17 protein-coding genes are annotated in these 22,495 nt (G+C 73.4%); 6 read left to right on the forward strand and 11 right to left on the reverse strand.

What is annotated here, in order from left to right:
- Positions 1–3 precede the first annotated feature (3 nt).
- Complete coding sequence (locus tag ACRAS8_RS02485) at positions 4–1,290, forward strand: cytochrome P450 (protein ID WP_438484080.1); 1,287 nt, start codon at positions 4–6, stop codon at positions 1,288–1,290.
- A gap of 33 nt (positions 1,291–1,323) precedes the next feature.
- Here the strand turns inward: ACRAS8_RS02485 and ACRAS8_RS02490 are convergent, their stop codons facing one another.
- Both ACRAS8_RS02490 and ACRAS8_RS02495 read right to left on the reverse strand, forming a co-directional pair.
- Positions 1,324–2,223 carry a glutathione S-transferase C-terminal domain-containing protein gene (locus ACRAS8_RS02490; protein WP_438484081.1) on the reverse strand — a complete coding sequence of 300 codons (900 nt, stop codon included), beginning with the start codon at positions 2,221–2,223 and terminating at the stop codon, positions 1,324–1,326.
- 237 nt (positions 2,224–2,460) lie between these two features.
- Positions 2,461–2,571: a putative leader peptide gene (locus tag ACRAS8_RS02495; protein WP_438484082.1), complete on the reverse strand. Its 111-nt coding sequence runs from the start codon at positions 2,569–2,571 to the stop codon at positions 2,461–2,463.
- Positions 2,572–2,726: 155 nt separating this feature from the next.
- Between ACRAS8_RS02495 and ACRAS8_RS02500 the strand changes: the two genes are divergently transcribed.
- Both ACRAS8_RS02500 and ACRAS8_RS02505 read left to right on the forward strand, forming a co-directional pair.
- Positions 2,727–3,185 (forward strand): RrF2 family transcriptional regulator, encoded by a 459-nt coding sequence (locus ACRAS8_RS02500; protein WP_438484083.1) that lies wholly within the window; start codon positions 2,727–2,729, stop codon positions 3,183–3,185.
- Between the two features lie 260 nt (positions 3,186–3,445).
- Positions 3,446–4,726, forward strand: coding sequence for an acyl-CoA dehydrogenase (locus tag ACRAS8_RS02505; protein WP_438484084.1), 1,281 nt, complete (start codon positions 3,446–3,448; stop codon positions 4,724–4,726).
- Positions 4,727–4,769: 43 nt separating this feature from the next.
- Here ACRAS8_RS02505 and efeB (ACRAS8_RS02510) read toward each other — a convergent pair whose 3' ends face one another.
- Both efeB (ACRAS8_RS02510) and efeU read right to left on the reverse strand, forming a co-directional pair.
- Positions 4,770–6,044 carry an iron uptake transporter deferrochelatase/peroxidase subunit gene (efeB, locus tag ACRAS8_RS02510; RefSeq protein WP_438484085.1) on the reverse strand — a complete coding sequence of 425 codons (1,275 nt, stop codon included), beginning with the start codon at positions 6,042–6,044 and terminating at the stop codon, positions 4,770–4,772.
- Positions 6,045–6,184: 140 nt separating this feature from the next.
- Positions 6,185–8,338 carry an iron uptake transporter permease EfeU gene (gene efeU / locus ACRAS8_RS02515; RefSeq protein ID WP_438484086.1) on the reverse strand — a complete coding sequence of 718 codons (2,154 nt, stop codon included), beginning with the start codon at positions 8,336–8,338 and terminating at the stop codon, positions 6,185–6,187.
- A 714-nt stretch (positions 8,339–9,052) separates the two neighbouring features.
- Between efeU and ACRAS8_RS02520 the strand changes: the two genes are divergently transcribed.
- From ACRAS8_RS02520 to ACRAS8_RS02530, 3 genes are all read left to right on the forward strand, one after another.
- Positions 9,053–9,562 carry a hypothetical protein gene (locus ACRAS8_RS02520; protein WP_438484087.1) on the forward strand — a complete coding sequence of 170 codons (510 nt, stop codon included), beginning with the start codon at positions 9,053–9,055 and terminating at the stop codon, positions 9,560–9,562.
- Between the two features lie 161 nt (positions 9,563–9,723).
- A complete protein-coding gene (locus tag ACRAS8_RS02525) occupies positions 9,724–11,211 on the forward strand; it encodes a flotillin family protein (RefSeq protein WP_438484088.1) in 1,488 nt (495 codons plus the stop codon).
- Between the two features lie 145 nt (positions 11,212–11,356).
- Entirely contained in the window at positions 11,357–12,418 is a 1,062-nt protein-coding gene (locus ACRAS8_RS02530) for a PucR family transcriptional regulator (protein WP_438484089.1), read from the forward strand.
- Between the two features lie 134 nt (positions 12,419–12,552).
- Here ACRAS8_RS02530 and ACRAS8_RS02535 read toward each other — a convergent pair whose 3' ends face one another.
- The 7 genes from ACRAS8_RS02535 to ACRAS8_RS02565 all read right to left on the reverse strand — a co-directional run bounded on the left by ACRAS8_RS02535 (position 12,553) and on the right by ACRAS8_RS02565 (position 22,399).
- Positions 12,553–14,391, reverse strand: a complete 1,839-nt coding sequence (locus tag ACRAS8_RS02535; RefSeq protein WP_438484090.1) for a phospholipase C — start codon at positions 14,389–14,391, stop codon at positions 12,553–12,555.
- Between the two features lie 219 nt (positions 14,392–14,610).
- Positions 14,611–15,939, reverse strand: a complete 1,329-nt coding sequence (efeB, locus tag ACRAS8_RS02540) for an iron uptake transporter deferrochelatase/peroxidase subunit (protein WP_438484091.1) — start codon at positions 15,937–15,939, stop codon at positions 14,611–14,613.
- Complete coding sequence (locus tag ACRAS8_RS02545) at positions 15,936–17,141, reverse strand: EfeM/EfeO family lipoprotein (protein ID WP_438484092.1); 1,206 nt, start codon at positions 17,139–17,141, stop codon at positions 15,936–15,938. Before ACRAS8_RS02545 ends, efeB (ACRAS8_RS02540) begins: the two co-directional genes overlap by 4 nt.
- A 255-nt stretch (positions 17,142–17,396) precedes the next feature.
- Complete coding sequence (locus ACRAS8_RS02550) at positions 17,397–18,158, reverse strand: class I SAM-dependent methyltransferase (RefSeq protein WP_438484093.1); 762 nt, start codon at positions 18,156–18,158, stop codon at positions 17,397–17,399.
- A 163-nt stretch (positions 18,159–18,321) separates the two neighbouring features.
- Positions 18,322–19,539: an aminotransferase class V-fold PLP-dependent enzyme gene (locus tag ACRAS8_RS02555; protein WP_438484094.1), complete on the reverse strand. Its 1,218-nt coding sequence runs from the start codon at positions 19,537–19,539 to the stop codon at positions 18,322–18,324.
- A gap of 5 nt (positions 19,540–19,544) precedes the next feature.
- Positions 19,545–20,909: a pyridoxal-phosphate dependent enzyme gene (locus ACRAS8_RS02560; RefSeq protein ID WP_438484095.1), complete on the reverse strand. Its 1,365-nt coding sequence runs from the start codon at positions 20,907–20,909 to the stop codon at positions 19,545–19,547.
- Entirely contained in the window at positions 20,906–22,399 is a 1,494-nt protein-coding gene (locus ACRAS8_RS02565) for a Y4yA family PLP-dependent enzyme (protein WP_438484096.1), read from the reverse strand. Before ACRAS8_RS02565 ends, ACRAS8_RS02560 begins: the two co-directional genes overlap by 4 nt.
- Between the last annotated feature and the right edge of the window lie 96 nt (positions 22,400–22,495).

A 22,495-nucleotide genomic window follows, 5' to 3' on the forward strand; every position in this document is an offset into this window, starting at 1 on the left:
CGCGTGGCTTCCTTCCGCGGCGCCCCCGACGTGCCCGGTGTGCCCGGTATCCCCGACGTCTTCGACCCCCGCCGCTACGCCGACGGGCTGCCGCACGACGCCTACCGGCTGCTGCGCGACCACCACCCGGTGGCCTGGCAGGACGAACCGGAGGTGCTCGGCTGGCCGGCCGGTCCCGGCTTCTGGGCGGTGACCCGGCACCAGGACGTCGTACGGGTGCTGAAGGACGCCCGGACCTTCTCCTCCCATCTGGGCGCCACCCAGATCCGCGATCCCGACCCCGCCGACCTGCCGTTCATCCGGCGGATGATGCTCAATCAGGACCCCCCGGACCACGGCCGGCTGCGCCGCCTGGTCAGCCGCGCCTTCACCCCGCGCCGGGTGGACCGCTTCGAGACCGCCGTACGGGAGCGGGCCCGCGCGCTGCTGACCGCGGCAGTGCGCGCCGCCCGGTCCGGCGACGGGGTGTGCGACGTGGTCGGCACGGTCACCGACGACTACGCGCTGCTCAACCTCGCCGATCTGCTGGGCGTGCCGCCCGGCGACCGCGGGCTGATGCTGCACTGGACCCGACGGGTCATCGGCTACCAGGACCCGGACGAGGCCGGCCCGGCGGCGACCGGGGCGGACGGCCGGGCCGTCGATCCCCGCTCCCCCGCGCTGCTCCAGGACATGTTCGCGTACGCCCGCGAACTGGCCGCGCACAAGCGGCGGCACCCGGGCGACGACGTACTGACGGTGCTCGCCGCCGACCCCGAACTGGCCGTGCCCGAGCTGGAGATGTTCTTCTTCCTGCTGACCGTCGCGGGCAACGACACCGTCCGCAGCGCCGCTCCCGGCGGGCTGCTGGCACTGGCCCGGCACCCCGGCGCCTACGCCGCGCTCCGCACCGGCGCGATCGCGGTGGGTCCGGCCGTGGAGGAACTGCTGCGCTGGCATCCGCCGGTGCTGAGCTTCCGCCGGACCGCCGCGGTCGACACCGAGCTGGCCGGCCGCCGGATCCGCGCCGGCGACAAGGTCGTGGTCTTCCACGGCTCGGCCAACTACGACGAGCGGGTCTTCGACCGGCCCGGCCGGCTGGATCTCGCCCGCGCCCCGAACCCCCATGTCTCGTTCGGCGACGGTCCGCACGTCTGCCTGGGCGCGCACCTGGCCCGGCTCCAACTACGGGTGTTCTACGAGGAGTTCTGCGCGCTGCTGCCCACCGTGGCGGTCGCCGGACCACCGCGGCGGCTGGTGTCGAACTTCATCCACGGGCTGAAGGCGCTGCCGTTGCGGGTGGCGGCGTGAGGCAGGGGCAGGGAGGCCGGGCGGTGCGGCCGGTCAGCACCTGGTCTGTGTGATGGTGCGGTCCGGGGTGTCCGGGGCGTGGGCCGTCGTCCAGTCGACGATCTGCACGGCCGCGCCGGCGGCCTCCCGGCCCCGGCAGCGGGCGTGGTGGCGGCGGGCGATGGCGTCCAGGTCGAGGTGGCGGCCGAAGGCGGGCCGGGCGGCCAGGCGGCGGGCGTAGGCCCACAGGCATCGGTGGCCGGCGATGCGCTGCACGGCCGCGGCGTCGAGGTGCCAGCGGTGGACGGTGTCGAGCTGGACCAGGTTCACCCACAACTGGACGTCGGCGAGGGTGAGTTCGTCGCCGAGCAGATAAGGGTGGCCGGCCAGCCGGCGTTCCAGTTCGGCGAGCGTGCCGAGCAGGGTGTCGAGGGCGGCCTCGTAGCCGGGATGGTCGCTGCCGAGGCCGCCGGCGCGCTGGGCGGCCTCGGTGAGGTCCCCTTCGCAGCGGCGGTCCAGTGCATCGATCGCGTCCCTGGCGTGGGCCGGGTAGAGGGCGGGGCCGCGGGCGCCGAAGCGCTCGGCCAGGTCGCGCAGGATGTCCGGGGCATGGTTGCTGACGATCCGTCCGGTCCAGTCGTCGGCGAGCACCGGGGCGGCGGCCGGGCCTCGGTACTGGTGCGCGCCGGCCTCGTAGCGGGGGCGCAGCGCCGCGTAGCCGCCGTCGGGGGTGTCGGGGACGGCGGGCAGCAGGGTCACGGGGAGGGTGTCGCCGAGGTCGAGCAGGCTGTGGGTGATGGCGAGGCCCAGACAGTGCGGACAGGACGGGGACAGGAAGAGGCGGTAGCGGTGCGGGACGGGGTAGTGGCCGCTGCGCATGTCGGAGCCGATGCGGCCCCGGAAGGCCGGCGCGGCGGGTGCGGCGGACGGGGAGGTCATGGATGCGGAGGTCATAGGAGTCCCTGGGTGCGAGGTCCGGTGTCCGGGCGTACGGGCGGGCGCCTGGCGGCGGTCGCCTACGGGTGTGCACGGGACGCGGATGGATGTGAACGGAATGGAGGTGAACGGGCGTGAACAGAGGTGAACGGCCGTCAGCGCGGCGGCGCGTGGGGCGGCCCGGGGCCGCGAACGGGGCACGGCGTCAGGAGAACCGTCCGCCGCGCCGCACGAGAGCCGCGGCGGGCCGGCGGACTACGCGGCGCTGCAGACGCGCAGCAGATCGATGTGGCGGCGGGAGGTGAGGAGGGGCAGCGGCCGGTCCGCGCGTCCCGCGCGGTCGCCGTCCCGCTCCGTGTGCCCCATCGATGCCCACCTGTTCGCTAGGGTTCCCGTCCTTGAGTGTCGGGGCGGCACCGGGCGGCGTCAAGGGTGGTGCGCCGGCGCGGTTCCGGTGGTGAACGCATGGCGCGTACCCGGTGCGGCGCGGCCCGCGCCAACTGCTCGGGGATAATGCCGGTATGCGGATTTCAGCCAGAGCGGATTACGCGGTGCGCGCCGCGCTGCAACTCGCGTACGCCCCGGGCGGGGGTCCGCTCAAGGCCGAGGCGATCGCCGACGCCCAGGACATTCCGCACAAGTTCCTCGAAGGCATCCTGGGCGATATGCGGCGGGGCGGTCTGGTGCTCAGCCAGCGCGGCGGGAACGGCGGTTACCGCCTGGCCAAGGCCGCCGAGGAGATCAGCATCGCCGATGTGATCCGGGTGGTGGACGGTCCGCTGGTGTCCGTACGGGGCGTGCGGCCGCCGGAGTTGTCGTACACCGGCCCCGCGGAGTCCCTGCTGCCGCTGTGGGTGGCGCTGCGGGCCAACGTCCGCCAGATCCTCGACGGTGTCTCGCTGGCCGATGTGGCCTCGGCCGCGCTCCCCCGCCGGGTGTCCGCGCTGACCGAGGACCCGGCCTCCTGGACGAATCCGTAGCGGGCACCCTCCCGTCCATCCCTCGGACACCCGCCCGACCTGCGGTGGACGACCCGGCGTCCGGAATCCGACCCCGATCCGTCCACCCCTCGAACACCCCTTGCCCGGAGCCGAGTTCGGAACGCATCATCATGCCCTCATCGCTTTCCCTACCAATCCAGTGGGAAAAGTAGGGAAGCAGCCCGGGCAGCCCTCGCTCCCCGGTTCCCCCGCCAGGCTCCGCAGCCCGGTTCCAGCCGACGAGGACGGTGAACGGCGCCATGCCGAAGAGGTCCGCAGCACGCCCCGCCGCCCCGCAGGCCGAGCCCCCGGCGGACCACGAGATCTGGCACCGCGTCACCCGTGAACTCGCCGACGATCTCGCCGTCGACGCGCTCAGCCGCGACCGGGCCGGCAAACCGCCCTTCGACGAACTGGCACGGCTGCGCGAGGCCGGTCTGCCGGCGCTGCTGACCCCGCCGGGACCGCTCCGCGGCGGCAGCGACTGCCGCACCGCCGGCGCCGTCATCCGCGAGATAGCGGCGGCCGACGGCTCCATCGGCGAACTCCTCGCCCGCCACTACGCGCTGTCCTGGAGCACCCGGTTCTTCGGCACCCCGCAGCAGGCGGACGCGCTGGAACGCCACGTGGCCGAGGAGCAGTGGCTGCTGGCCGGCGACACCGGGCATCCGACGGCCGGCACCGAACCGGCCGCCCCGGGCGCCGGCCGCGACCTCACCCTCACCCCGGACGGTTCCGGGTATCTCCTGCACGGCCGCCGGTCCTTCGCGGCCGGGGTGACCGTCGCCGACCGCCTGATCGTCGGTGCCGCCTGCACCGCGACCGGCGACCGGCTGATCGCGCTGGTCGATCCGGCGCACCCCGGTGTCACCACCGACCCGGCCCACGACCGCCTGGGCCAGCGCCTGACCGGCGCCGGCACGGTCGCCTTCGACGCCGTGCCGGTGCCGTCCGAGCAGATCCTCGGCACCGTCTCCCACGACGAGCAGCACCTCACCCCGTACGCCACCCTGGACCCGCTGACGCTGCGGCTGGCGCTCGTCCAGGTGGCGCTGGGCATCGCCGAGGGCGCGCTCGCCGAGGCCCGCGACCTCAACCGCGCCGCCTCGCGCACCTGGGAGCCCGCGGACACCGCCGCCGCCCCGTACCCGGAGCTGCCGGGCGGCGATCCCTATCTGCTGCTGGCGTACGGCGAACTGGTCGCCGCCGCGCACACCGCCGCGGCCGTCGTGGAGCCGGCCACCGAGGCGCTGGCCCGGGGCCTGCTGATGGGCCAGGGGCTGGGCGTCGACGCGTGTGCCGACATCGCGGTGCTGGTGGCCGCGGCCGAGGCGGTCACCGGCCAGTCCGCGCTGCAGATCACCACCCGCATCCTGGAGCTGACGGCCGGCGCCGAGACCACCGGCGGCGACCCGGGCTTCGACCGGTTCTGGCGCAACGCCCGCGTCCTGACCGCGCAGCGCTCGTCCGCGCACAGCCTCCGGGCCATCGGCGACCACTACCTCAACGGTGCGCATCCGCCGCTGACCCTGCGGATCTGAGGCGCGGGCGGGGACAGCGGCGGATACCGGGCGGGGAGCGGTCTCAGGCGGCGGCCAGCATGCTCCGGCCGAGCCAGTCCGAGGCGTCCCGCACACCCGGCAGCGCGAAGAAGTACCCGCCGCCGGTCGGCGATATGTAGTCCACCAGCGGCTCGTCGATCAGCCGCTCCTGGGTGGCCTCGAACTGGCGCAGGACGTCCTGCTGGTAGCAGCAGAAGACCAGCCCCATGTCCAGGTTGCCGACGTTGTCGACGCCCCGGTCGTAGTTGTAGCCGCGGCGCAGGATGCGACTGTCGTCGGTCTTGGCGGTCCGCGGGTTGGCGAGCCGGATGTGGGAGTCGAGCGGGATCGCGGTGCCGTGCGGGTCCTTGTGGTAGGCGGGCGCGTCGAACTCGCCCGCGCCGTCCAGCGGGGCGCCGGTGTCCTTGCGACGGCCGAACATCTTCTCCTGCTCGGCCAGCGACACCCGGTCCCAGAACTCCACCAGCATCCGGATGATCCGGATGACCTGGTAGCTGCCGCCGGTGGCCCAGGCGGGCTCGCCGTGGCCGTCGCCGATCCACACCAGCCGGTCCATCTCCCGCCCGGACTTCACGTCGGGGTTGGCTATCCCGTCCTTGAAGCCGAGCAGGTTGCGCTGGGTGCCGCTGGGCCGGGGCGCGTTCTGGAAACCGTCGACGCGCCACTTGATCTGCATCCCGCCGCGGGTGTGCCGGGCGATGTCGCGCAGCGCGTGCAGCACGGTGTCCTGGCGCTCGGCGCAGATCTGCAGCGAGAGGTCGCCATGGCACTCGGCGGCCTGGAGGTTGTCGTTGGGGAAGGTCCGCATCGGGCCGAGCTTGCGCGGCTTGGCCTTGGCGAGCCCGTAGCGGTCGTCGAAGAGCGAGGCGCCCACGCCGACGGTGACGGTCAGCGCGTCGGCCGGGACCACCGGCCCGAGGATGCCGTTGTCGGACGGCAGGGCGCCGACGCCGAGGTCCTGCGGGGCGCCGCCGGCGGTCAGGAAGCGGGCGCGCTCGGTGATCGTCCGCAGCAGGTCGGTGAGTTCCCTGCGGTTCTCCGCTATGACGTTGAGCGAGACGAAGGCGGCGGCGGTGGGCTGCGGGGTGAGGATGCCCGCCTGGTGCGCGCCGTGGAACGGCACCTTCCCGGCGTCGGCGGTGTCGTCGGCCCGGGCCGGGTCGGCGGTGCCCTGGCTCAGCGCGAAGCCGCCGCCGGCCAGCACCGCACCGGCCGCGCCGGCGCCCAGCGCGGTCTTCACGAACGAGCGCCGGTCGGCGGGACAGCGGCCCTGCGGACCGGGCGTTTCGGCGGACATCTCGTGGTTCCCTTCGGAGCGTGCGTGGGTGGTGCGCGTGGTCGACGTGGACGGGGCGGGTGGTACGGGGCCGTCGGGCGGGCGCCCGGTGCGTCCGGCGGTGTGTGCGCGGACGTCCGGGCGGCCCTTGCCCCGGCGGGTCAGGCGGACTTGCGGATCTCCAGGAGGTCCGGCACCGGCGCCAGGTGCTCCAGCAGCCGGCCGGTGATGCCGTTCAGCCGCTGGCGGGCGGTGGCGTCGAGCTTGTCGACCGGCGTCCAGGTGCCGTCGTGGTGCGCGGCGTCGAGTTGCTGCTGCAGCCGGTCGATGTCGCTCCGGATGGAGGTCAGCAGCTGCGGATCGCGCTTGACGAGCAGCGGGTGCAGGACGTCGAGGAGTTCGCGGGTGCCGGCGAGGTTGGCGTCGGCGGTGGCGAGGTTGGTGCCGCTGCCCTGGTCGGTGTCGCCGGTCAGCTCGAACTGGAGGGTGTTCTCCAGGATTTCGTGGGTGCGCAGCGGAAGGTCACCGGGGTCGAAGTCCTGGGTGGGGAACGCCTTGCGCAGTCCCACCACGTCGTCGTGCAGCTGCCGCGCCGGGCCGCTCAGCTCGTCCGCGGACGCGCCGTGCCACAGCCCGTACTCGATCCGGTGGAAACCGGAGAAGTCCTTGTCGTGCACGCCGCCCGGGAGCCCGTCGGCCCGCCCGTTGATCTTCTTGTCGAAGTCCTCGAACGTGCCGTAGGCGGCGCCGAGCGAGGAGTAGGCGCGGTGCGCGGTCAGCCAGTCCGTGCGCGCGGCGTCCAGGTCGCCGCCGGCCAGGTCGTCGCCGAGCTTCCGGGTCTGGTCGGCCAGCGTGCCCAGGCCCTGGTCGACGTACTTCTTGTAGGCGCTCAGGGGTCCGGCGAGGTCTTCCTCCGAGACCGGTACGACGGCCCTGGCGCCGCCCCCGCCGCTGACCCGTACGGCGGCGGAGGTGACCGCCTTGCCGCCCGTGGGGACGCAGCGCCAGGCGTACGAGCCGCCGGCGATGGTGGCGACCAGATCGCGGGTGGTGCCGGGGGCCAGGCCCTCGATCTCGCCGTAGACCGCGTTGGTCGCGGGGTCGACGAGGTACACCTCGGAGGTCTTGTCGCCGGTGTTCTGCATCTGGAAGGTCTGCCGCCCGGGCTTGGGCGCGGTGAAGCCCTTGCCGCACTCGGTCTCGGACACCGCGATGGTGGGCGCCCCGGCCGGCTTGGCCTTGCCGAAGGCGACGATCCCGCCCGCGACGACGGCGGGCACGGCGACCACGGCGACCGGCAGCAGCCACGCGGGCCGCTTCCGGCCCGCACCGGCCGGCGCGGGCTCCGGTGCCGAGTCCGTCTCCGGTGCCGACTGCGGCTCGGCCTCGGCCGCCCCGCCCGCCGACGCCTCGTCCTTCGTGGCCGACGCACCCTCAGCGGCCTTCTCCTCGACCGCGTTGCCGGCCGCCGGCTTCTCCTCCGCCGCCTGCGGCGCCGCCTTGGGGGTCCGCACGCCGCGGACGAACAGCGTCATCACGACGACGAGGTAGCCGACATACCCGACGATCTGCAGCCAGGTCATGGCCGGCATGAGGTTGAGGACGCCCTGGACCAGGGTCGTGTACCAGGCGCTGGGGTCGATGCTCTGGCTGAGGTCGAAGGCGAACGCGGTCTTGCCGGGCAGGACCCCGCCCTCCTGGAGGTCCCGCAGGCCGTATCCCAGGACACCGGCGGCGATGACGATGAGCACGGCACCGGTCGCGGTGAAGAACCTGGTGAGGTTGATCTTGAGCACCCGGCGGTACAGGCCCCAGCAGAGCCCCGCCGCGATGACCAGCCCGACGCCGGCGCCGATCATCGGCCCGACCGACTCCCCCGCCGCGCGCGCCGTGGTCCACAGGAACAGCGCGGTCTCCAGCCCCTCGCGGCCCACGGCCAGGAAGGAGGTGACGACGAGCATGCCCGCGCCCATGGCGAGCGCCCCGGTGACCTTCTCCTTGATCTCACCGGAGAGGCTGCGCGCGGAGCGCCGCATCCAGAACACCATCGCGGTGACGAACGCGACCGCGATCACGCTCAGCGTGCCGCCGAAAGCTTCCTGCGCGGTGGCCGAGAGCGAGGCGGCGGTGAAGGTGAGGACGGCGCCGAAGCTCATCGCCACCGCGATCGCCGCCAGTACACCGGTCCACACCTGCGGGAGACGGGACTTGGCCCCGGCCCGGACGAGAGTGGCGACGAGGATCGAAACGATGAGTCCGGCTTCCAGCCCTTCTCTCAAGCCGATCAAGAAGCTCGGAAACGCGTCGTCCCACATAGTCGTCCTCTCCGGCCCGCGCAGCCGCGCCGGTATGCCTTACCTCAGTTAGCGAAGGCATACCTTAGTCAGCCGGTCCGAAGATGTCTACATCGCTGTAGTCACATCGTCACGAGGCGATAACGACGCCTGATACGGGGCCGGACACGCCACCCGGCGCCGGGCACAAAGAACCGGACACCCGGACACAAAGAAGGCCCGGGAGAGCCCGGGCCGGGACAACACAGTCCCCGGGAGTCCACATCGCCACCATCTACCTCGGTCGTCGCCGAGGCTCCGGTTCGCGGGGCTTCCGGGGGCCTAGCCAGAGCCATGCTAAGGGTCTCCTGTCAGCAAACGTCTTTGCTGACGGTGCGGCTCTCCGGTTGTCTGGTTACACACCAGTTTCCTCCCCTTTTGCCCAGAGTCAAGAGGCATGTGGAGAGAGGACGGAGAGAGCGCGGAGAGAGGGCGCCAAGAGCGGGGAAAGCGGAGGGGCGGCGGGCGGAAAGAAGAGGAGGAGGACGACCGGCAGTCGACGGCGGACAGGGCCGGGAAAAGACCCGGAAGAGAAGCCGGAAGAGGCCGGAAGAGAGCCGTCGTCGCAGGTCGGAGGCACGGTGCCGCACATCAAGAGGGCGTAAAGATTGCCGGGATGCGGCAATGTGCGGCGGCTCGGCCGCGTGTGAGGATCGTCCCGTTCGAGCGGAATGAGCGAGTGCGGGAGGGCTGTGCATGGCCTGGTTTCTTGGTCTCGGCATCGGCGGGATCGCCGTTCTCGTACTGTCGCTGATCTTCGACGGGGTGCTGGAGGGGCTGTTCGGCGGGGTGCTGGACGGGCTCTTCGACGGGCTGTTGTCCCTGCCGGTCATCGCCGGGTTCCTGTCGATGTTCGGGTTCGCCGGCGCGATCGTGTGGGGCGGCACCGGGCTCGGCGTCGGGCCGGCCGTCGCCGCCGGGCTGGCCGCGGGCACCGCGGCCGGGGCCGCCACCTGGCGTTTCAGCCGGGCACTGATGCGCGACCGGAGCGCCCCGGCGCCGCGCCGCGAAGACCTGGTGGGCACCGCCGGTTCGGTGGTCACCGCGATCCCCGCCGACGGTTACGGCGAGGTGCTGCTACGGCATGCCGGGCACCCGGTGAAGCTGGCGGCCAGGAGCGCGGTCCCGGTGGCTCGGGGTGCCGAGGTCTGGGTCGAGTCCTCGCTGTCGTCCACCTCGGTGGCGGTCCGTCCCGTCGAACGCTGAGCGGGGGGGCGGCCGGCCCCGTCCACCGATGCGGGCCCACACCCGCCACGCCCACCCTCGCTCCCCCGGACCCGGCGCGCCCCGCCGCCGGTCCGGTCACTCACCATCACCTCACCATCACCTTGAGCTGCCTACCTCCAGGAAGGCAGGGGGGATTTGTCATGAGTTCAGTCATTGTCGCCGTCATAGGTGCCGTCGTCCTCGTCGTGCTGCTCGCCCTGGTGGTGATCACGCGCTACAAGGTCGCCGGGCCCAACGAGGCGTTCATCATCACCGGCCGCCGCGGCAAGAAGTCCACCGATCCGGAGACCGGCCGGGTCAGCGTCGACAACAGCGGCCAGAAGGTCGTCGTCGGGGGCGGCGTCTTCGTGATCCCGTTCGTCCAACAGCGCTTCTCCCTGGACCTGTCCAGCCGGCATCTGCCGGTGGCGGTGCGGGGCGCGGTGACCCTGCGCGGGGTGAAGGCCAACCTCGACGGCGTCGCGATCGTGAAGGTCGGCGGCAGCGAGGACGCCATACGGGCCGCGGCGCAGCGCTTCCTCCAACAGCAGGACGGCATCGTCGGGTTCACCCAGGAGGTGCTGTCGGGCGCGCTGCGGGCGATCGTCGGCCGGATGGCGGTCGAGGACATCATTCGCGACCGGGCCGCGTTCGCCGGGCAGGTCGCCGAGGAGGCGGAGGCCAGCCTGTCCGGGCAGGGCCTGATCCTGGACGCGTTCCAGATCCAGGACATCACCACCGAGGGCTCGTACCTGGAGGACCTGGGCCGGCCGGAGGCCGCGCGGGCCCGCCAGGAGGCGGACATCGCGGAGGCGAACGCCAAGCGGGTCTCGGAGCAGGCCCGGCTGAAGGCCGCCGAGGAGATCGCGGTCGCGGAGCGGACGCTCTACCTCAGGCAGGCCGAGATCCGCGTCGAGACCGAGGCCGCGTCCGCCAAGGCGAACGCCGCGGGTCCGCTCGCCGAGGCCGCACGCCAACAGGAGGTTCTCTCCGAGCAGGAGAAGGTCGCCGAGCGGCAGGCGGCGCTCACCGACCGGGAGTTGGACACCAAGGTCCGCAAGCCCGCGGACGCCGCCCGCTACCAGGCCGAGCAGGAGGCCGAGGCGCGTCGGATCGCCCAGGTCAAGGAGGCCGAAGCGGCCGCCGAACGGGCCCGGTTGACCGGTGAGGGCGAGAAGCTCCGCCGTGCCGCGCTCGCCGAGGCCGTGCGGCTGGAGGGCGAGTCGGAGGCCGCCGCACTCGCCTCCAAGGGCACCGCGGAGGCCGCCGCGATGCACAAGAAGGCCGACGCGTTCGCCCGCTACGGCGATGCGGCCGTGCTCCAGATGCTGGTCGAGATCCTCCCCCAGGTCGTCGCCAAGGCATCCGAACCGCTGGGCGCCGTGGACAAGCTGACCGTGATCTCCACCGACGGCGCGGGACAGCTGCCCCGTACGGTCGCCAACAACGTCGCCCAAGGAGTGGAACTCCTCGGATCGGTCTCCGGGGTCGATCTGGCCGGCCTCCTGAAGCGGGTGACCGGCGGCGACGCGGCCGGGACGGCGAGTTCGCGCGCGGCGGCGGGCACGGATGCGGGCGCGGTATCGGTCCCGGGGTCCGTCCCCGGGACCCCGGCGACGGCCAACGGCCGGATCGACGTCACCGACTGAAACCGGGCTGTCGATGTCCGGCCGGGGTATGGCTCCCCCGGCCGGACACCGACAGCCGTCGACTGCCACATGCCCGGCGGGCCACTCGTGTGTTAAGAAAGCGTCAAGAGAAAGTCAAGAGGGACGCACCGAGGGGTGGGGACGCGTGACGGGGCGGGAGCTGCCCGAGGAATTCGTGGCCGGGTATGCGGGGGTTCTCGCGGATGTCGCGCACACCGGGCGGCGGCTCAATCGCGCGGAGCTCCGGGCCCGGCGCACCGCGGGGGAACGGGCCGCCGAGGCGGGGCACAGTCTGCGGGCCCTGGTCAATGCCCATCTCGCGGTCACCCGGGAGTCCTGGCCGCGGTCCGCCTCGGCGCCGGCCGACAGCGTGCTGGCGGCGCTGTCCCAGGCGGTCGACGCGCTGGCCGGCGGCTACGAACGGGCCCAGCACCTCGCGGTGCGGCAGGAGGAGGCCGCGCGCCGGGAGTTCATCGACGACCTGCTGTACGGGGGCAGTGACCTGGGCCGGCTGGCGGAGCGGGCGGAACGTTTCGGGCTGCGGCTGTCCCATGCGTACGCGGTCGCGGTGGCCGAGGGTTCGGTGGCGTACGCGGAGGCCGATCCGGTGGCCCGGCGGGTGCAGCAGGCGCTGGTGGGGCGGTTCGGGGACCGGCAGATGCTGCTGACCACGAAGGAGGGCAGGCTCATCTGCATCGCCCCGGGCGATCCGGCGGAGGTGCTGGCGCACTTCGCGCGGGAGGCGCACGCCGCGACCGGCGGCGGCCGGGTGGCGGTGGGCCGGGCACACGGCGGGGCCGGGGGCATCGTCCAGTCCTACGAGGAGGCGCTGAACGCGTTGGAGCTGGCCGAGCGGATGGGGCTGGAAGGGCCCGTGCTGCACGCCGCCGACCTGCTCGTCTATCCCGTGCTGACCCGGGACCGGCAGGCGATGGCCGATCTGGTGCGCAGCACGCTGGGGCCGCTGCGGGAGGCCCGGGGCGGGGCGGGGCCGCTGCTGGAGACGCTGGCGGTGTACTTCGACGCGGGCTGTGTGGCGGCGGAGGCGGCCCGGCGGTTGTCGCTGAGCGTCCGGGCGCTGACCTACCGGCTGGCGCGGGTGCACCAGCTCACCGGCGCCGATCCGGCCGACCCGGTGCACCGTTACACGCTGCACACCGCCGTGATCGGCGCCCGGCTGCTGGACTGGCCCGCGCAGGAGTGGTGAGCGGGCGGACCTGGCCGCGAGGACGAAGATCCGGGCCGGTCTCGGTGCGTTCCCTCGCGCGCGCCCGGCCGGGCCGCCGTGGTGTGCGGTGGTCCGGCCGGGCGCGGTGGGCGCGGGCCCGGGTTTCGGGCGGTTCAGGCCGTGCCCTGCTCCCTGCGGCGCCGGAGGGCGAAGAAGGTGCCGGTGGCGCCGGCCGCGAGGGCGGCCGCCGCGATGCCGACGGGCAGGACGGGGAAGCCCGAGCGGTCGTCGACGGCGGCGGTGTTCTGCATCGCGGGGCCCGGGGTGATGCTGGTCCGGACCGGCGCGACCGGACGGATCGGGCCGACGGACTTGACCGAGCCGTCGGCGTTCAGCAGCACCTGCTTGCCGTTGGGGTGCCGGAAGTCGAACATCCCGCTCAGCGAGCCGGCCCGGGCGTCGAAGGAGGCGTCACCGATCCGGCCGAGGTGCCAGTTGTCCTCGACGAACTTGATGATCGAGGTCTGTTCGGTGGCGGTGTGGTCGATGTGGTTGGTCCTGCTGTACGGGGAGATGACCAGCAGCGGCTGACGGGTGCCCGGGCCGCAGCGGTCCTGGTAGCCGCCGGCGGCCGCGGGGCCGGACTGGCAGGCGGGGCCGTCGGTGGACTTGCCGTCGGAGCCCACGGCGGTGTCCTTGGAGCCGTTGCGCGGCTTGGCGAAGGCGTGGTCGTACCAGCCGTCGGAGTCGTCGTAGGCGACGACGACGGCGGTGTCCTTCCACTGGGGCGCCTGCTGGATGCGGTTGATCTGGTCGACGAGGAAGTGCTGTTCGTCGATCGGGTCGGAGTTGCCGGCGTGGCCGTCCTGGTAGGCGGGGGCCTTCAGGAAGCTGACGGCGGGTAGCTTGCCGGCGCGCAGTGCGGCGTCGAAGTCGGTCAGGTCGTAGTTGTGGTTGGCCTGGCCGGCGTGGCCGATCTCGTCGACGCTCTTGGGCGGGAGGTGATGCGGGTTGGCCGTGGACCTGTAGTACTGGAACGGGGCGTGGTGCGGGTTGTAGTCGACGACGGACGCGCCGCCGACGTTGGCGTGCGTGGTGCCGCGGCACTTGGCGTAGTGGCCCTGCTGCCCGTCCCACGCGGTGCTCGGCCGGAAGCCGCCCTGGAACCAGCCCCAGCTGACGTTGCGGGTGTTGAGCAGGTCGCCGATGTTGCGGCCCTGCATCGCGGCGAGCGCGCTCTTGCCGCTGTGGTCCTTGTTGGCGCAGTCGTCGTACGCCGGGTCCGGGTCGTCGATCATCGTGCCGACGCCCTTGGCGTCAGGTGACTGGACGACGGAGGTGTCCGGCTTGTCGGTCTGCTTGGGGTTCTCGGTGCCGGAGGCGGGGTCGGTGGAGATCACGCCGTGGGTCTGGCCGGAGACGAGGTTGATCGCGCCCGGGCTGGAGGGGCCGTAGACCGAGCTGAAGGAGCGGTCGTTGAGGGCGTAGTGCTGGGCGTAGTTCCACAGGCCGGTGACGGTGTTGCCGTCGTAGTAGTCCATCACCAGGCCGGGCTCGCCGAAGAGGCCGCCGGAGCACTTGCCGGAGTCGGTGTTCTGGACGAACTTGTCGGCCTTGCCGGCGTTGTAGGCGTACTGCTCGGGGCCGTAGTCGTGGTTCTGGTCGCAGGTCATGGCCTGCTGCGGGGTGAGCCGCTTGGGGAGGTACTGGTTCGGGTTGTGCTTGAGCAGCCCGGCGGTGCGCAGGTTGTCGATGTCGCGGGGGGTCTTCGGGGACGGGGTGAACTTCGTCCCGTCGGTGTTCGCGGCCTTGGGGTAGGTGGCGAAGTAGTGGTCGAACGAGATGTTCTCGTCGAAGATGACGACCACGTGCTTGATCGGGGTGGCCGTGCCCGGGTGGCCGGGGCCGCCGGCGGCCAGGGCGGGTGCGCCGCCGCCCAGTGCGGCGAGCGCAACGGCTCCGGTGACGGCCCCCAAAGTCCGTATCACGTGGGTCTTTCCCCTGATGGCCATCTCGTTCTCATCCTCCGGGCGGTCGCGGTTGCTCCGTACGGCCGGATGCTCTGCCGGGCGGACGGCGTCGGGGCAGAGCCATGATGGCGCGTAGGTGAACACCGGGTCAGGTATCCCAGGGCAAAGCTTGACCGTCTGTTGACTCTTGGGGCCGACGGGGGCCTGGTCTCCGTCCGTTGTACGCGAGCGGCGGGCGGCCTGTCCGGCGGCGGGGCCGGACTAACGCTCCAGGAGGGCCCGGCCGTACCAGTCGGAGCCGTCCCGTACGCCCGGCAGCGCGAAGAAGTAGCCGCCGCCGAAGGGTTTGACGTAGTCGGTCAGCGGCTCGCCCGCCAGCCGGCGCTGGACGGTCTCGAACTGCCGGGCCAGGTCCTGCTGGTAGCAGCAGAAGAGCAGGCCCATGTCGAGGTTGCCGTTGGTGTCCATGCCGCGGTCGTAGTTGTAGGCGCGGCGCAGCAGGCGCTGGTCGGCGGTGTCCGCGGTGCGCGGATTGGCCTTGCGGATGTGGCTGTCCAGGGGGATGACATCGCCCTTGGGGTCGTCGGGGTAGCCGGGGGTGTCGTGTTCGTCGTTGCCGTCGAGCGGGGCGCCGGTCTCCCGGGCGCGGCCGAACATCCGCTCCTGCTCGGTCAGCGAGACCCGGTCCCAGAACTCCACCAGCATCCGGATCAGCCGGACGACCTGGTAGCTGCCGCCGACCGCCCAGTCCGGTTCGCCCGCGCCCTTGCCGACCCAGACCAGGTCCCGCATCTCGCGGGCCGAGCCGGGGTCGGGGTTGGCGGTGCCGTCCTTGAAACCGAAGAGGTTGCGGGGGGTGCCGGTGGGGCGGGGCGGGCTGGCGAAGCCGTCCAGCCGCCAGCGGACCTGCAGGGCGCCGCGGGTGTGGCGGGTGAGGTCACGCAGCGCGTGCAGCACGGTGTCGGTGTCGTCGGCGCAGAGTTGGAGACTCAGGTCGCCATGGCACCAGTCCGCCTGGAGGTCGTCGTCGGGGAAGGCGGGCATGGTGGTCAGGCGGCGGGGCGCGCGGGCGCGCAGCCCGAACCGGTCGTCGAAGAGCGCCGCGCCCACGCCGACGGTGACCGCCAGGGCACCGGGCGGGAGTTGGGGGCCGAGGATGCCGGAGTCGGCGGGCGGGCCGGTGATGCCGAGCGGGTCCGGGACGCCGCCGCCGGTGAGGAAGCGGGCCCGTTCGGTGAGGGTGCGCAGCAGGTCGGCGAGGTCCTGGCGGTTCTCGGCGGTGACGTCGAGCGCGACGAACGCGGTGACCCGGCGGGGCGCGGTGAGGACGGCGGCCTGGTGCGGGCCGTGGAAGGGCACCGCGGGCACGGGGGCGTTGAGCAGGCCGGTGCCGGGCGCCGGGAGCTGCCGGCCGGCGCCGTCGGCGTACGGGGTCCGGACGGGTGCGGCTCCGCCGGCCACGAGTCCTCCGGCGCCGGCCAGTGCCGCGCCGCGCAGGAACCCGCGCCGGGCGACGCCGCGCCGCCGGGCGCGCTCGGCGCCCTCGCCACTGCTGTCCCTGTCACTGCCGCCGTGCATGGCGTCGTTCACACCGTCCTCCGCGGATCGCACAGGGTGGCCACCGAGGCCAGCCGCTCCACCAGGTCGCCCACCGCCGCGTTGGTCCGCTCCCGTTCGGTGCGGCTCAGGGCGTCGAGCGGGGTCCAGCGGCCGTTCCGCCGGAAGCCGTCGAGGAGCTTCCCGGTGCGGTCCAACACACCGTCGAGCCGCGGGAGTTCGGGGTATCGGGTGGTGAGCAGGGGGCGCAGGCGGGCGAGCACCGCGCGGGTGCCGTCGAGGTTGGCGCGGGCGGTGGCGAGGTTGCTGCCACTGCCGTAGTCGGTGCGGCCGGTCAGCTCGAACTGCGCGGTGTTCTCCAGGATCTCGTGTGCCCGCAGGCCGAGCGCCGCCGGGTCCATCCGGGCCTGGGCCCACTCGTCGCGCAGGGCGTGCACCGCCGCGGCGAGCGCGCCGGCCGGGGCGCGCAGCGCGGCCGCGGACTCGTCGTGCCACAGGCCGTACTCGACGCGGTGGAAGCCGGTGAATCCGGGGTCGTGGACGCCGCCCGCGAGCCCGGCCGTGGTCCCGTTGATCTTCTGGTCCGCGTCGCCGAACTCGCCGTAGGCGGCGCCCAGTCGCTCGTAGGTCAGATGGGCGGGGAGCCAGGCGTCACGGGCGGCGGCGAGGTCGCCGTCGGCGATGTCCGCACGGAGGGCGTCGGTCCGGTGGACGAGGTCGTCCAGGCCGCCGGCCACCCACTTCTGGTAGTCGATCGCCGGGTCGATCAGGTCGTGCTGGGTGACCGGCGCGGCGGCCGGTCCGCCGCGGCCGCCGCCGGCGATGCGGACGGTGGGCCCGGTGGTCGCGTCGGCGTCGTCGGGCAGGCAGGTGAAGGCGTACGCGCCGGGGCCGAGGCGGACCCGCAGCCGGCGGGTGGTGCCGGGGCCGATGCCCTCCACCTCGCCGTGGACGGGTCCGCCGCCGGCGCCGCGCAGATAGACCTCGGCGGGGCGGCTGGAGCTGTTGCGGAGGTCGAAGACCTGGACGCCGGGGTGGGGGTGCTGCCAGCCGCGGCCGCACTCGCCCGGGGAGATCTCGACGGTGGTGTGCGGCAGGCCGTCCGCGGTGGCGTCGGAATCCGGTCCGGCGCCGGCGGTCAGCGCGACCGCGGCGACCGCGCCGGCCACGGCCACGGCGCCGCCGGGGCCCCAGACGCGCGGCGACCGCAGCCTGTGCAGGCCGGCTCGTGGCACGAGGGTCCTCCTGGGGCGTGGGGAACGGTGGTGGCAGGCGGGAAGGACTCGCGACCCCTCCCGCCGCACATGCTAGGCAGACCCCGCGCCCCCGAACATCCTTCCGACGGTCTGGCAACCAAGAGTTTCCCGTGCCTTCACCATCCCGTCGGGCGGCGGCCACAGCCGGCCCGGCCGCCGGCGATCGTCATGGTGAGCGTCTTCGGGACGAGGGCCGCCGACGTCGTCCACGAGGAACCGCCCGGCGAGCGGCAGCTAACGGATCGCGACCAGTACGCAGCTGTCGCCGAACTGCCACACCGGGACGACCTGCGCGAAGCCGGCGGTGTGCAGCAGAGCGGTGTGGTCGGCGACGGACAGGCCGTTGTCCGCGCAGACGGCGGGGCCGCCGAGCCGGCGGCCGCGCTCGGCGAGCGGCTCGGCCAGCTCCGGCTCCGCCGCCACCGCCGCCCACCAGGTCTCCCAGTCCTCGTGGTCGCCGTCCCGCTGCCGCTCCGCGCGCCGGCGCCCGACATGGGCGGCGAGCGCGCCGGGGAAGGCCCCGGGCTGCGGGAGGTGGTCGCCGTTGACGAGGACGCCACCGGGCCGCAGCAGGGCGGCGAGCTGGGCGTAGGTCCGGCGCAGCACCGGCTCGGGGAGGCAGTGCAGCGCGGTGGTGGAGACCGCGGCATCGAGCGGGCGACCCAGCGCCAGCGCCTCGGTCCAGCCGTCCGCGCCGATCGTCGCGTCCACATAGCGGGCGGCCGAAAAGTGGTGGGTGCGGGCCAGTTCGAGCAGCAGCGGGTCCATGTCCACCCCGATGACCTCGGCGCGCGGCAGCCGGTCCGCGAGCCGGGCGGCGAGCGAGCCCGGCCCGCAGCCGAGATCGACCACCAGCGGCCGCCGCTGACCGGCCGTCACATACTCGACGACATCGGCGATCACCGTGAACCGCTCCTCGCGGTCGACGGCATAGCGCCGCTGCTGCCGCTCCCAGCGCTCCACCCACCACTCCGCGACGGCCATGCTCAGCCCCATCTGGTCGCACCACCCCTGCCGTTTCCGTCCGCGCCGCACGTCACCCACGAGGCTACAGGTGGAAACGGTTTCCATTAGCCATAGAGCCCTCCTTTCACTCCGGAGGGGCACCGCCCGGCAGGGAACGCGCACACCCCGGCACGGAACGGACGCGGAACGGCACTCATGTCAGGGAAGCGAGCACGGCGAGCAACCGGTCGATCTCCTCAGGGGTGTTGTAGACGTGCAGACTGACCCGCACCGAACTGCTCCGCTTCCCCGCGCCCGCCTGGCAGTGCCCGTCCGTGCGCACCATGAAGCCGTGGCTGAACAGGATGAAGCCGAGGTCGCTCGCGCCGATGCCGCGGTGGCGGAAGGTGACGATCCCGCAGCGCTGCTGGACCGGCGCGTCGAGGGCCAGGCTGCGCTGGCAGCCCAGGATCTCGTAGGCGTCGAGCCGGCGCAGCCCGTCGGACAGGCGGGCGGCCAGCGCGACCGTCCAGCGGGCGATCCGCTCGGTGCCGGCGGCCGCCAGCCAGTCCAGCGCGGCCGAAAGGCCGGCGATCCCGGTGGTGTTGGGGCTGCCCTGCCAGCCGCCGGGCCGCAGCTCCGGGCCGCGCGCCTGGCGGGCCCAGACCGCACCGGAGCCGGGCAGCGCCAGCGCCTTGTGGCCGGAGAACGCCACGAAGTCCACGTCGAGTTCGGCGACCGAGACCGGCAGATGGCCCACGCTCTGCGCGGCGTCCAGGCAGATCGGCACGTCCGGCCCCACCGCCTGCCGGACGAGGTGGACGTTCATGTTGCCGCCGTAGACGTGGTGGACGTGGGTGGCCGCCACGAACCGGGTGCGGGGGCCGACGAGCCGGGCCAGTGCCGCGGTGTCGTAGTCCCCCGACGATTCCTGGTACGGCATCTCGCGCACCCGGATCCGCACGCCCTGCCGTTCCAGCAGCCGCTGCGCCTCCAGCCACGGGGCCAGATTGGCCTCGTGGTCGGCGAACGGGACGACGATCTCGTCCCCGTCGGCGAGGAGTTCCGGCAGCCAGTCCCGGGCGACCAGCCGCAGGCCCTCCGTCGTCCCGCTGGTGAAGTGGACCGCCGAGCGCTCCGGTTCCGGGTCGTCGAGGAAGGTCCTGATCCGGTCGCGGACGCCGGCGACCAGGGCGGTGGAGGCGTTGGCCCAGGGGTAGGAGCCGCGGCCGGCGTTGGCGTGCGCGGTGGTCAACTGGTCCTGGACGGCGTCCAGTACGGCCTGCGGCTTCTGCCCGGTGGCGGCGCTGTCCAGGTACGCCAGCTCCGGGTTGGCGGTGACGATCGGGAACTGGGCGCGCAGCGCGCGCTGCCACGGCCCCAGCTCCGCGAAGAGCGCGGCGTCCTGCCCGGGCGCGGTGATCGCGGCCATCGCGGTCAGTCCCGGACCAGCGGCGCGCCGGCGTCCCGCCAGGCGATGACGCCCCCGCTGAGGCTGCGGACGTCGGGATGGCCCATCCGGGTCAGCAGCGCGGCGTAGCGGGCGGACTGCTCGCCGACGGGACAGACCAGCAGCACCGGCTGCCGGGTGCTGAACGGCAGCCCGCCCCGGACCAGTTCGTCGAAGAGCTCGTCCACGACGTTGATGGCCCCCTCGATGTGCAGCGCGGCGTACGCGAACGGGCTGCGCAGGTCGACCACGAGCGGCCGGTCCCGCTCGATCCACTTCCGGGCGTCCGGGACGTCGATGGCGGGAGCGGCGGCAACTTCGGCGTCCGTCAGGTCGGCGGGGTCGTTCCGGCGGGGCGGCAGGCGGAACAGGTCGGGGCGGCGGCGCTTGGTGTAGCTGAGATAGCTCTCGATCCGGTCGCAGACGATGAACACCGCCGACCTGCGGGGCCCGGCGTCACCGGCCTCCCCGTCACCTCCCTCGGTCTGACCTACCGTCAACTGCTCGTCCACCGAACGGAGATGGCGCACCGCGCCGTAGTACGCGGCGCCTCCGGTCGGGCCGGCCAGGATGCCGCAGCGCCGGGCCAGGGTCAGCATGCCCTCGATGGCCTCGTCGGAGCCGACCGGCTCCACCGTGTCGTAGGTCGCCGGGTCGAAGAGGCCGACCTCGTGGACCTCGTCCAGGGTGCGGATGCCGGGGATGAAGTCGGACTTGGCGGCGACCAGTCCGACCACCCGCACCCCGGGGTCGTGCTCGCGCAGCACCCGGGCCACGCCGGTGGACGAGCCGGCGGTGCCGACGCAGGCGACGAACCAGTCGGGGGCCCGCCCGTCCAGGTCCTTGACGATCTCCGGGCCGGTGCCGGTGGCGTGTGCCTCGACGTTGCGGGGGTTGAAGTACTGGTCGGTGTGGAGGTAGCTGCTGCCCGGTTCGGACAGCTCACGGTGGAAGAGGGTGAGCGGGTCCTCGGTGTTGGTCGGGTCCAGGCACTCGCTCTGGCCGGGGAGTTCCTCGATGTCGGCGCCCAGCAGCAGGAGCAGGTCCTTGATCTCGGGGATGCGCATGCGGTTCGTCACGCTCTTGAACGGGAGCTCGTGCATGCCCGCGATGACCGCCAGTGCCTTGGCGGTGTTGCCGCTGGAGAGTTCCACGACCTGGCTGCCGTGCTCCGCGGCGGCCGCCAGGCCCGGCCGGGCCATGTTCCAGGCGGCCCGGTCCTTCACCGACCCGAAGGGGTTGAGCAGTTCCAGCTTGGCGTACAGGTCGATGTGGCGCAGACCGTGTACCGCCGGATCGATCCGTACCAGCGGGGTGTTCCCGATGGCCTCGGTGATGCTCTCGTACCTCATGGCTCTCCCCCTGGGCGTGTGATCGGCCAGTACTGCTCGTCGAGGCACCAGCGCCAGGAACCGTCCTCCTGCCAGGCGGCGACCTTGCGCGCGACGGGCTGGTGCTGCGCGCGGCTGGTCTGGAAGTCCATGCAGTAGCCGGCGGTGTTGACGAACGCCAGCAGCTCGCCGGGGCGGGGCAGCCGGGGCAGGAAGACCATCCGGCGGGTGATCAGGTCCGCCTCCAGACAGAGGCTGCCCGCGAGATAGACGCCCGCCGCCGGGCCGTCGCCGGGGACCGCGCGGGTGCCGTCCCGCCCGAGCAGGACCGGGTCCATCAGCACCCCGTGCTCCTCCAGCCCCGCGTCGTCGGCCTTCATCGCCAGCCGCACCAGCGGCTCCCCGCTGTCCGTGCGGCGCACCTCCAGCACCCGGGCGAGCACCAGGCCGCACTGGTCGACCAGCGCCCGGCCCGGCTCGGTGTACAGGTCGTAGAGGTTCTCCAGCAGGAGGGTGGCCAGGGTGCGGCCGCCGAACGAGGGGGCGGGCAGCGCCAGGAGTTCGTCGAGGTAGCGGGCGCCGGCGACCGGGCGGTGGGCGGGGTAGAGGCCGAGCGCGCCGCGCAGGGTGCCGGCGTCGTTGCGGAGCCCGTAGCCGTGGCCGCGCCAGGTGAGCGGGGGGCGGCGGCCGAGCACGGCGGCGGCGAGTTCGGAGGTGTAGTGCTCCCATTCCTCCGCGCGCGCGAGGTAGTTGACGCCGAAGCCGCCGCCGATGTCCACCGCCCGCGGCCGCAGGCCCCGGCTCCGGCACGCGTCCATGGCCCGGACGCAGCCCTCCAGGGCGCGGGCCTTCTCCTCGGGGCTGGTGGTGTCGAGGTGGTAGCCGACGCCGGTCAGCTCCAGGACGTCGGCGTGCCGCTCGACGGTCTTCAGCAGGGCGTCCAGCTCCCCCGCCGGGGTGCCGAAGCGGCTGGGCCGGGTCAGCACCCGGACCCCCGGCCCGTCGAAGGCGGACAGCCGCAACAGCACGCGTACGCGGGCGAGTTCGTGGGTGCGGATCAGGTCCGCCAGTTCGTCGAGTTCGGCGGCGGAGTCGGCGTTGACGGTGGCCCCGACCCGGGCGGCGAGCCACAGGAACTCGCGGTTCTTCGGCCCGGTCGCCATGATCCGGTCCGGCGTGAAGCCGGCGCCGAGGGCGTGTTGCAGTTCGCCCAGGGAGGCGACGTCGACGGCCGTCTCCGTCGCCGCGAGCCGTCGCAGCAGGGCGCTGGAGCGGTTCGCCTTGTGGGCGAAGAAGACCCGGCCGCCGAGCCGGTGGGTGCCGTACGCGGCGCGGAACCGCGCGGCGTTCTCGGCGATCTGGTCGGGCAGCAGGACGTTCAGCGGCGAGCCCAGGGCGTCGACGAGCGAGGGGAGGAGGCCCCCCGCGCCCAGCAGCGACGCCAGCCGCACGTCCAGGCGCGCTTCCAGAAACAGCGCTGTCTGAGACAGCGGCTCCGGAGACGATGGCACAGCGGCCGCCAAGAAGACCCCCTCCGACGTGTGTGCGAACGCGCCCCGCACGGTTCGCCGTTAACCACTTCCCGCTCCCGGCGCCCTTTACGCGCC

The organism is Streptomyces sp. S186 (assembly GCF_051603415.1).
Lineage (GTDB): Bacteria > Actinomycetota > Actinomycetes > Streptomycetales > Streptomycetaceae > Streptomyces.

Bases quoted from the DNA above. Each gene is read 5' to 3' on its own strand.
- ACRAS8_RS02550 (WP_438484093.1), bottom strand. From the start codon at position 18,158: ATGGGGCTGAGCATGGCCGTCGCGGAGTGGTGGGTGGAGCGCTGGGAG.
- ACRAS8_RS02505 (WP_438484084.1), top strand. From the start codon at position 3,446: ATGCCGAAGAGGTCCGCAGCACGCCCCGCCGCCCCGCAGGCCGAGCCC.
- ACRAS8_RS02520 (WP_438484087.1), top strand. From the start codon at position 9,053: ATGGCCTGGTTTCTTGGTCTCGGCATCGGCGGGATCGCCGTTCTCGTA.
- ACRAS8_RS02500 (WP_438484083.1), top strand. From the start codon at position 2,727: ATGCGGATTTCAGCCAGAGCGGATTACGCGGTGCGCGCCGCGCTGCAA.
- efeU (WP_438484086.1), bottom strand. From the start codon at position 8,338: ATGTGGGACGACGCGTTTCCGAGCTTCTTGATCGGCTTGAGAGAAGGG.
- efeB (WP_438484085.1), bottom strand. From the start codon at position 6,044: ATGTCCGCCGAAACGCCCGGTCCGCAGGGCCGCTGTCCCGCCGACCGG.
- ACRAS8_RS02535 (WP_438484090.1), bottom strand. From the start codon at position 14,391: ATGGCCATCAGGGGAAAGACCCACGTGATACGGACTTTGGGGGCCGTC.
- ACRAS8_RS02490 (WP_438484081.1), bottom strand. From the start codon at position 2,223: ATGACCTCCGCATCCATGACCTCCCCGTCCGCCGCACCCGCCGCGCCG.
- ACRAS8_RS02495 (WP_438484082.1), bottom strand. From the start codon at position 2,571: ATGGGGCACACGGAGCGGGACGGCGACCGCGCGGGACGCGCGGACCGG.
- ACRAS8_RS02555 (WP_438484094.1), bottom strand. From the start codon at position 19,539: ATGGCCGCGATCACCGCGCCCGGGCAGGACGCCGCGCTCTTCGCGGAG.
- ACRAS8_RS02560 (WP_438484095.1), bottom strand. From the start codon at position 20,909: ATGAGGTACGAGAGCATCACCGAGGCCATCGGGAACACCCCGCTGGTA.
- ACRAS8_RS02525 (WP_438484088.1), top strand. From the start codon at position 9,724: ATGAGTTCAGTCATTGTCGCCGTCATAGGTGCCGTCGTCCTCGTCGTG.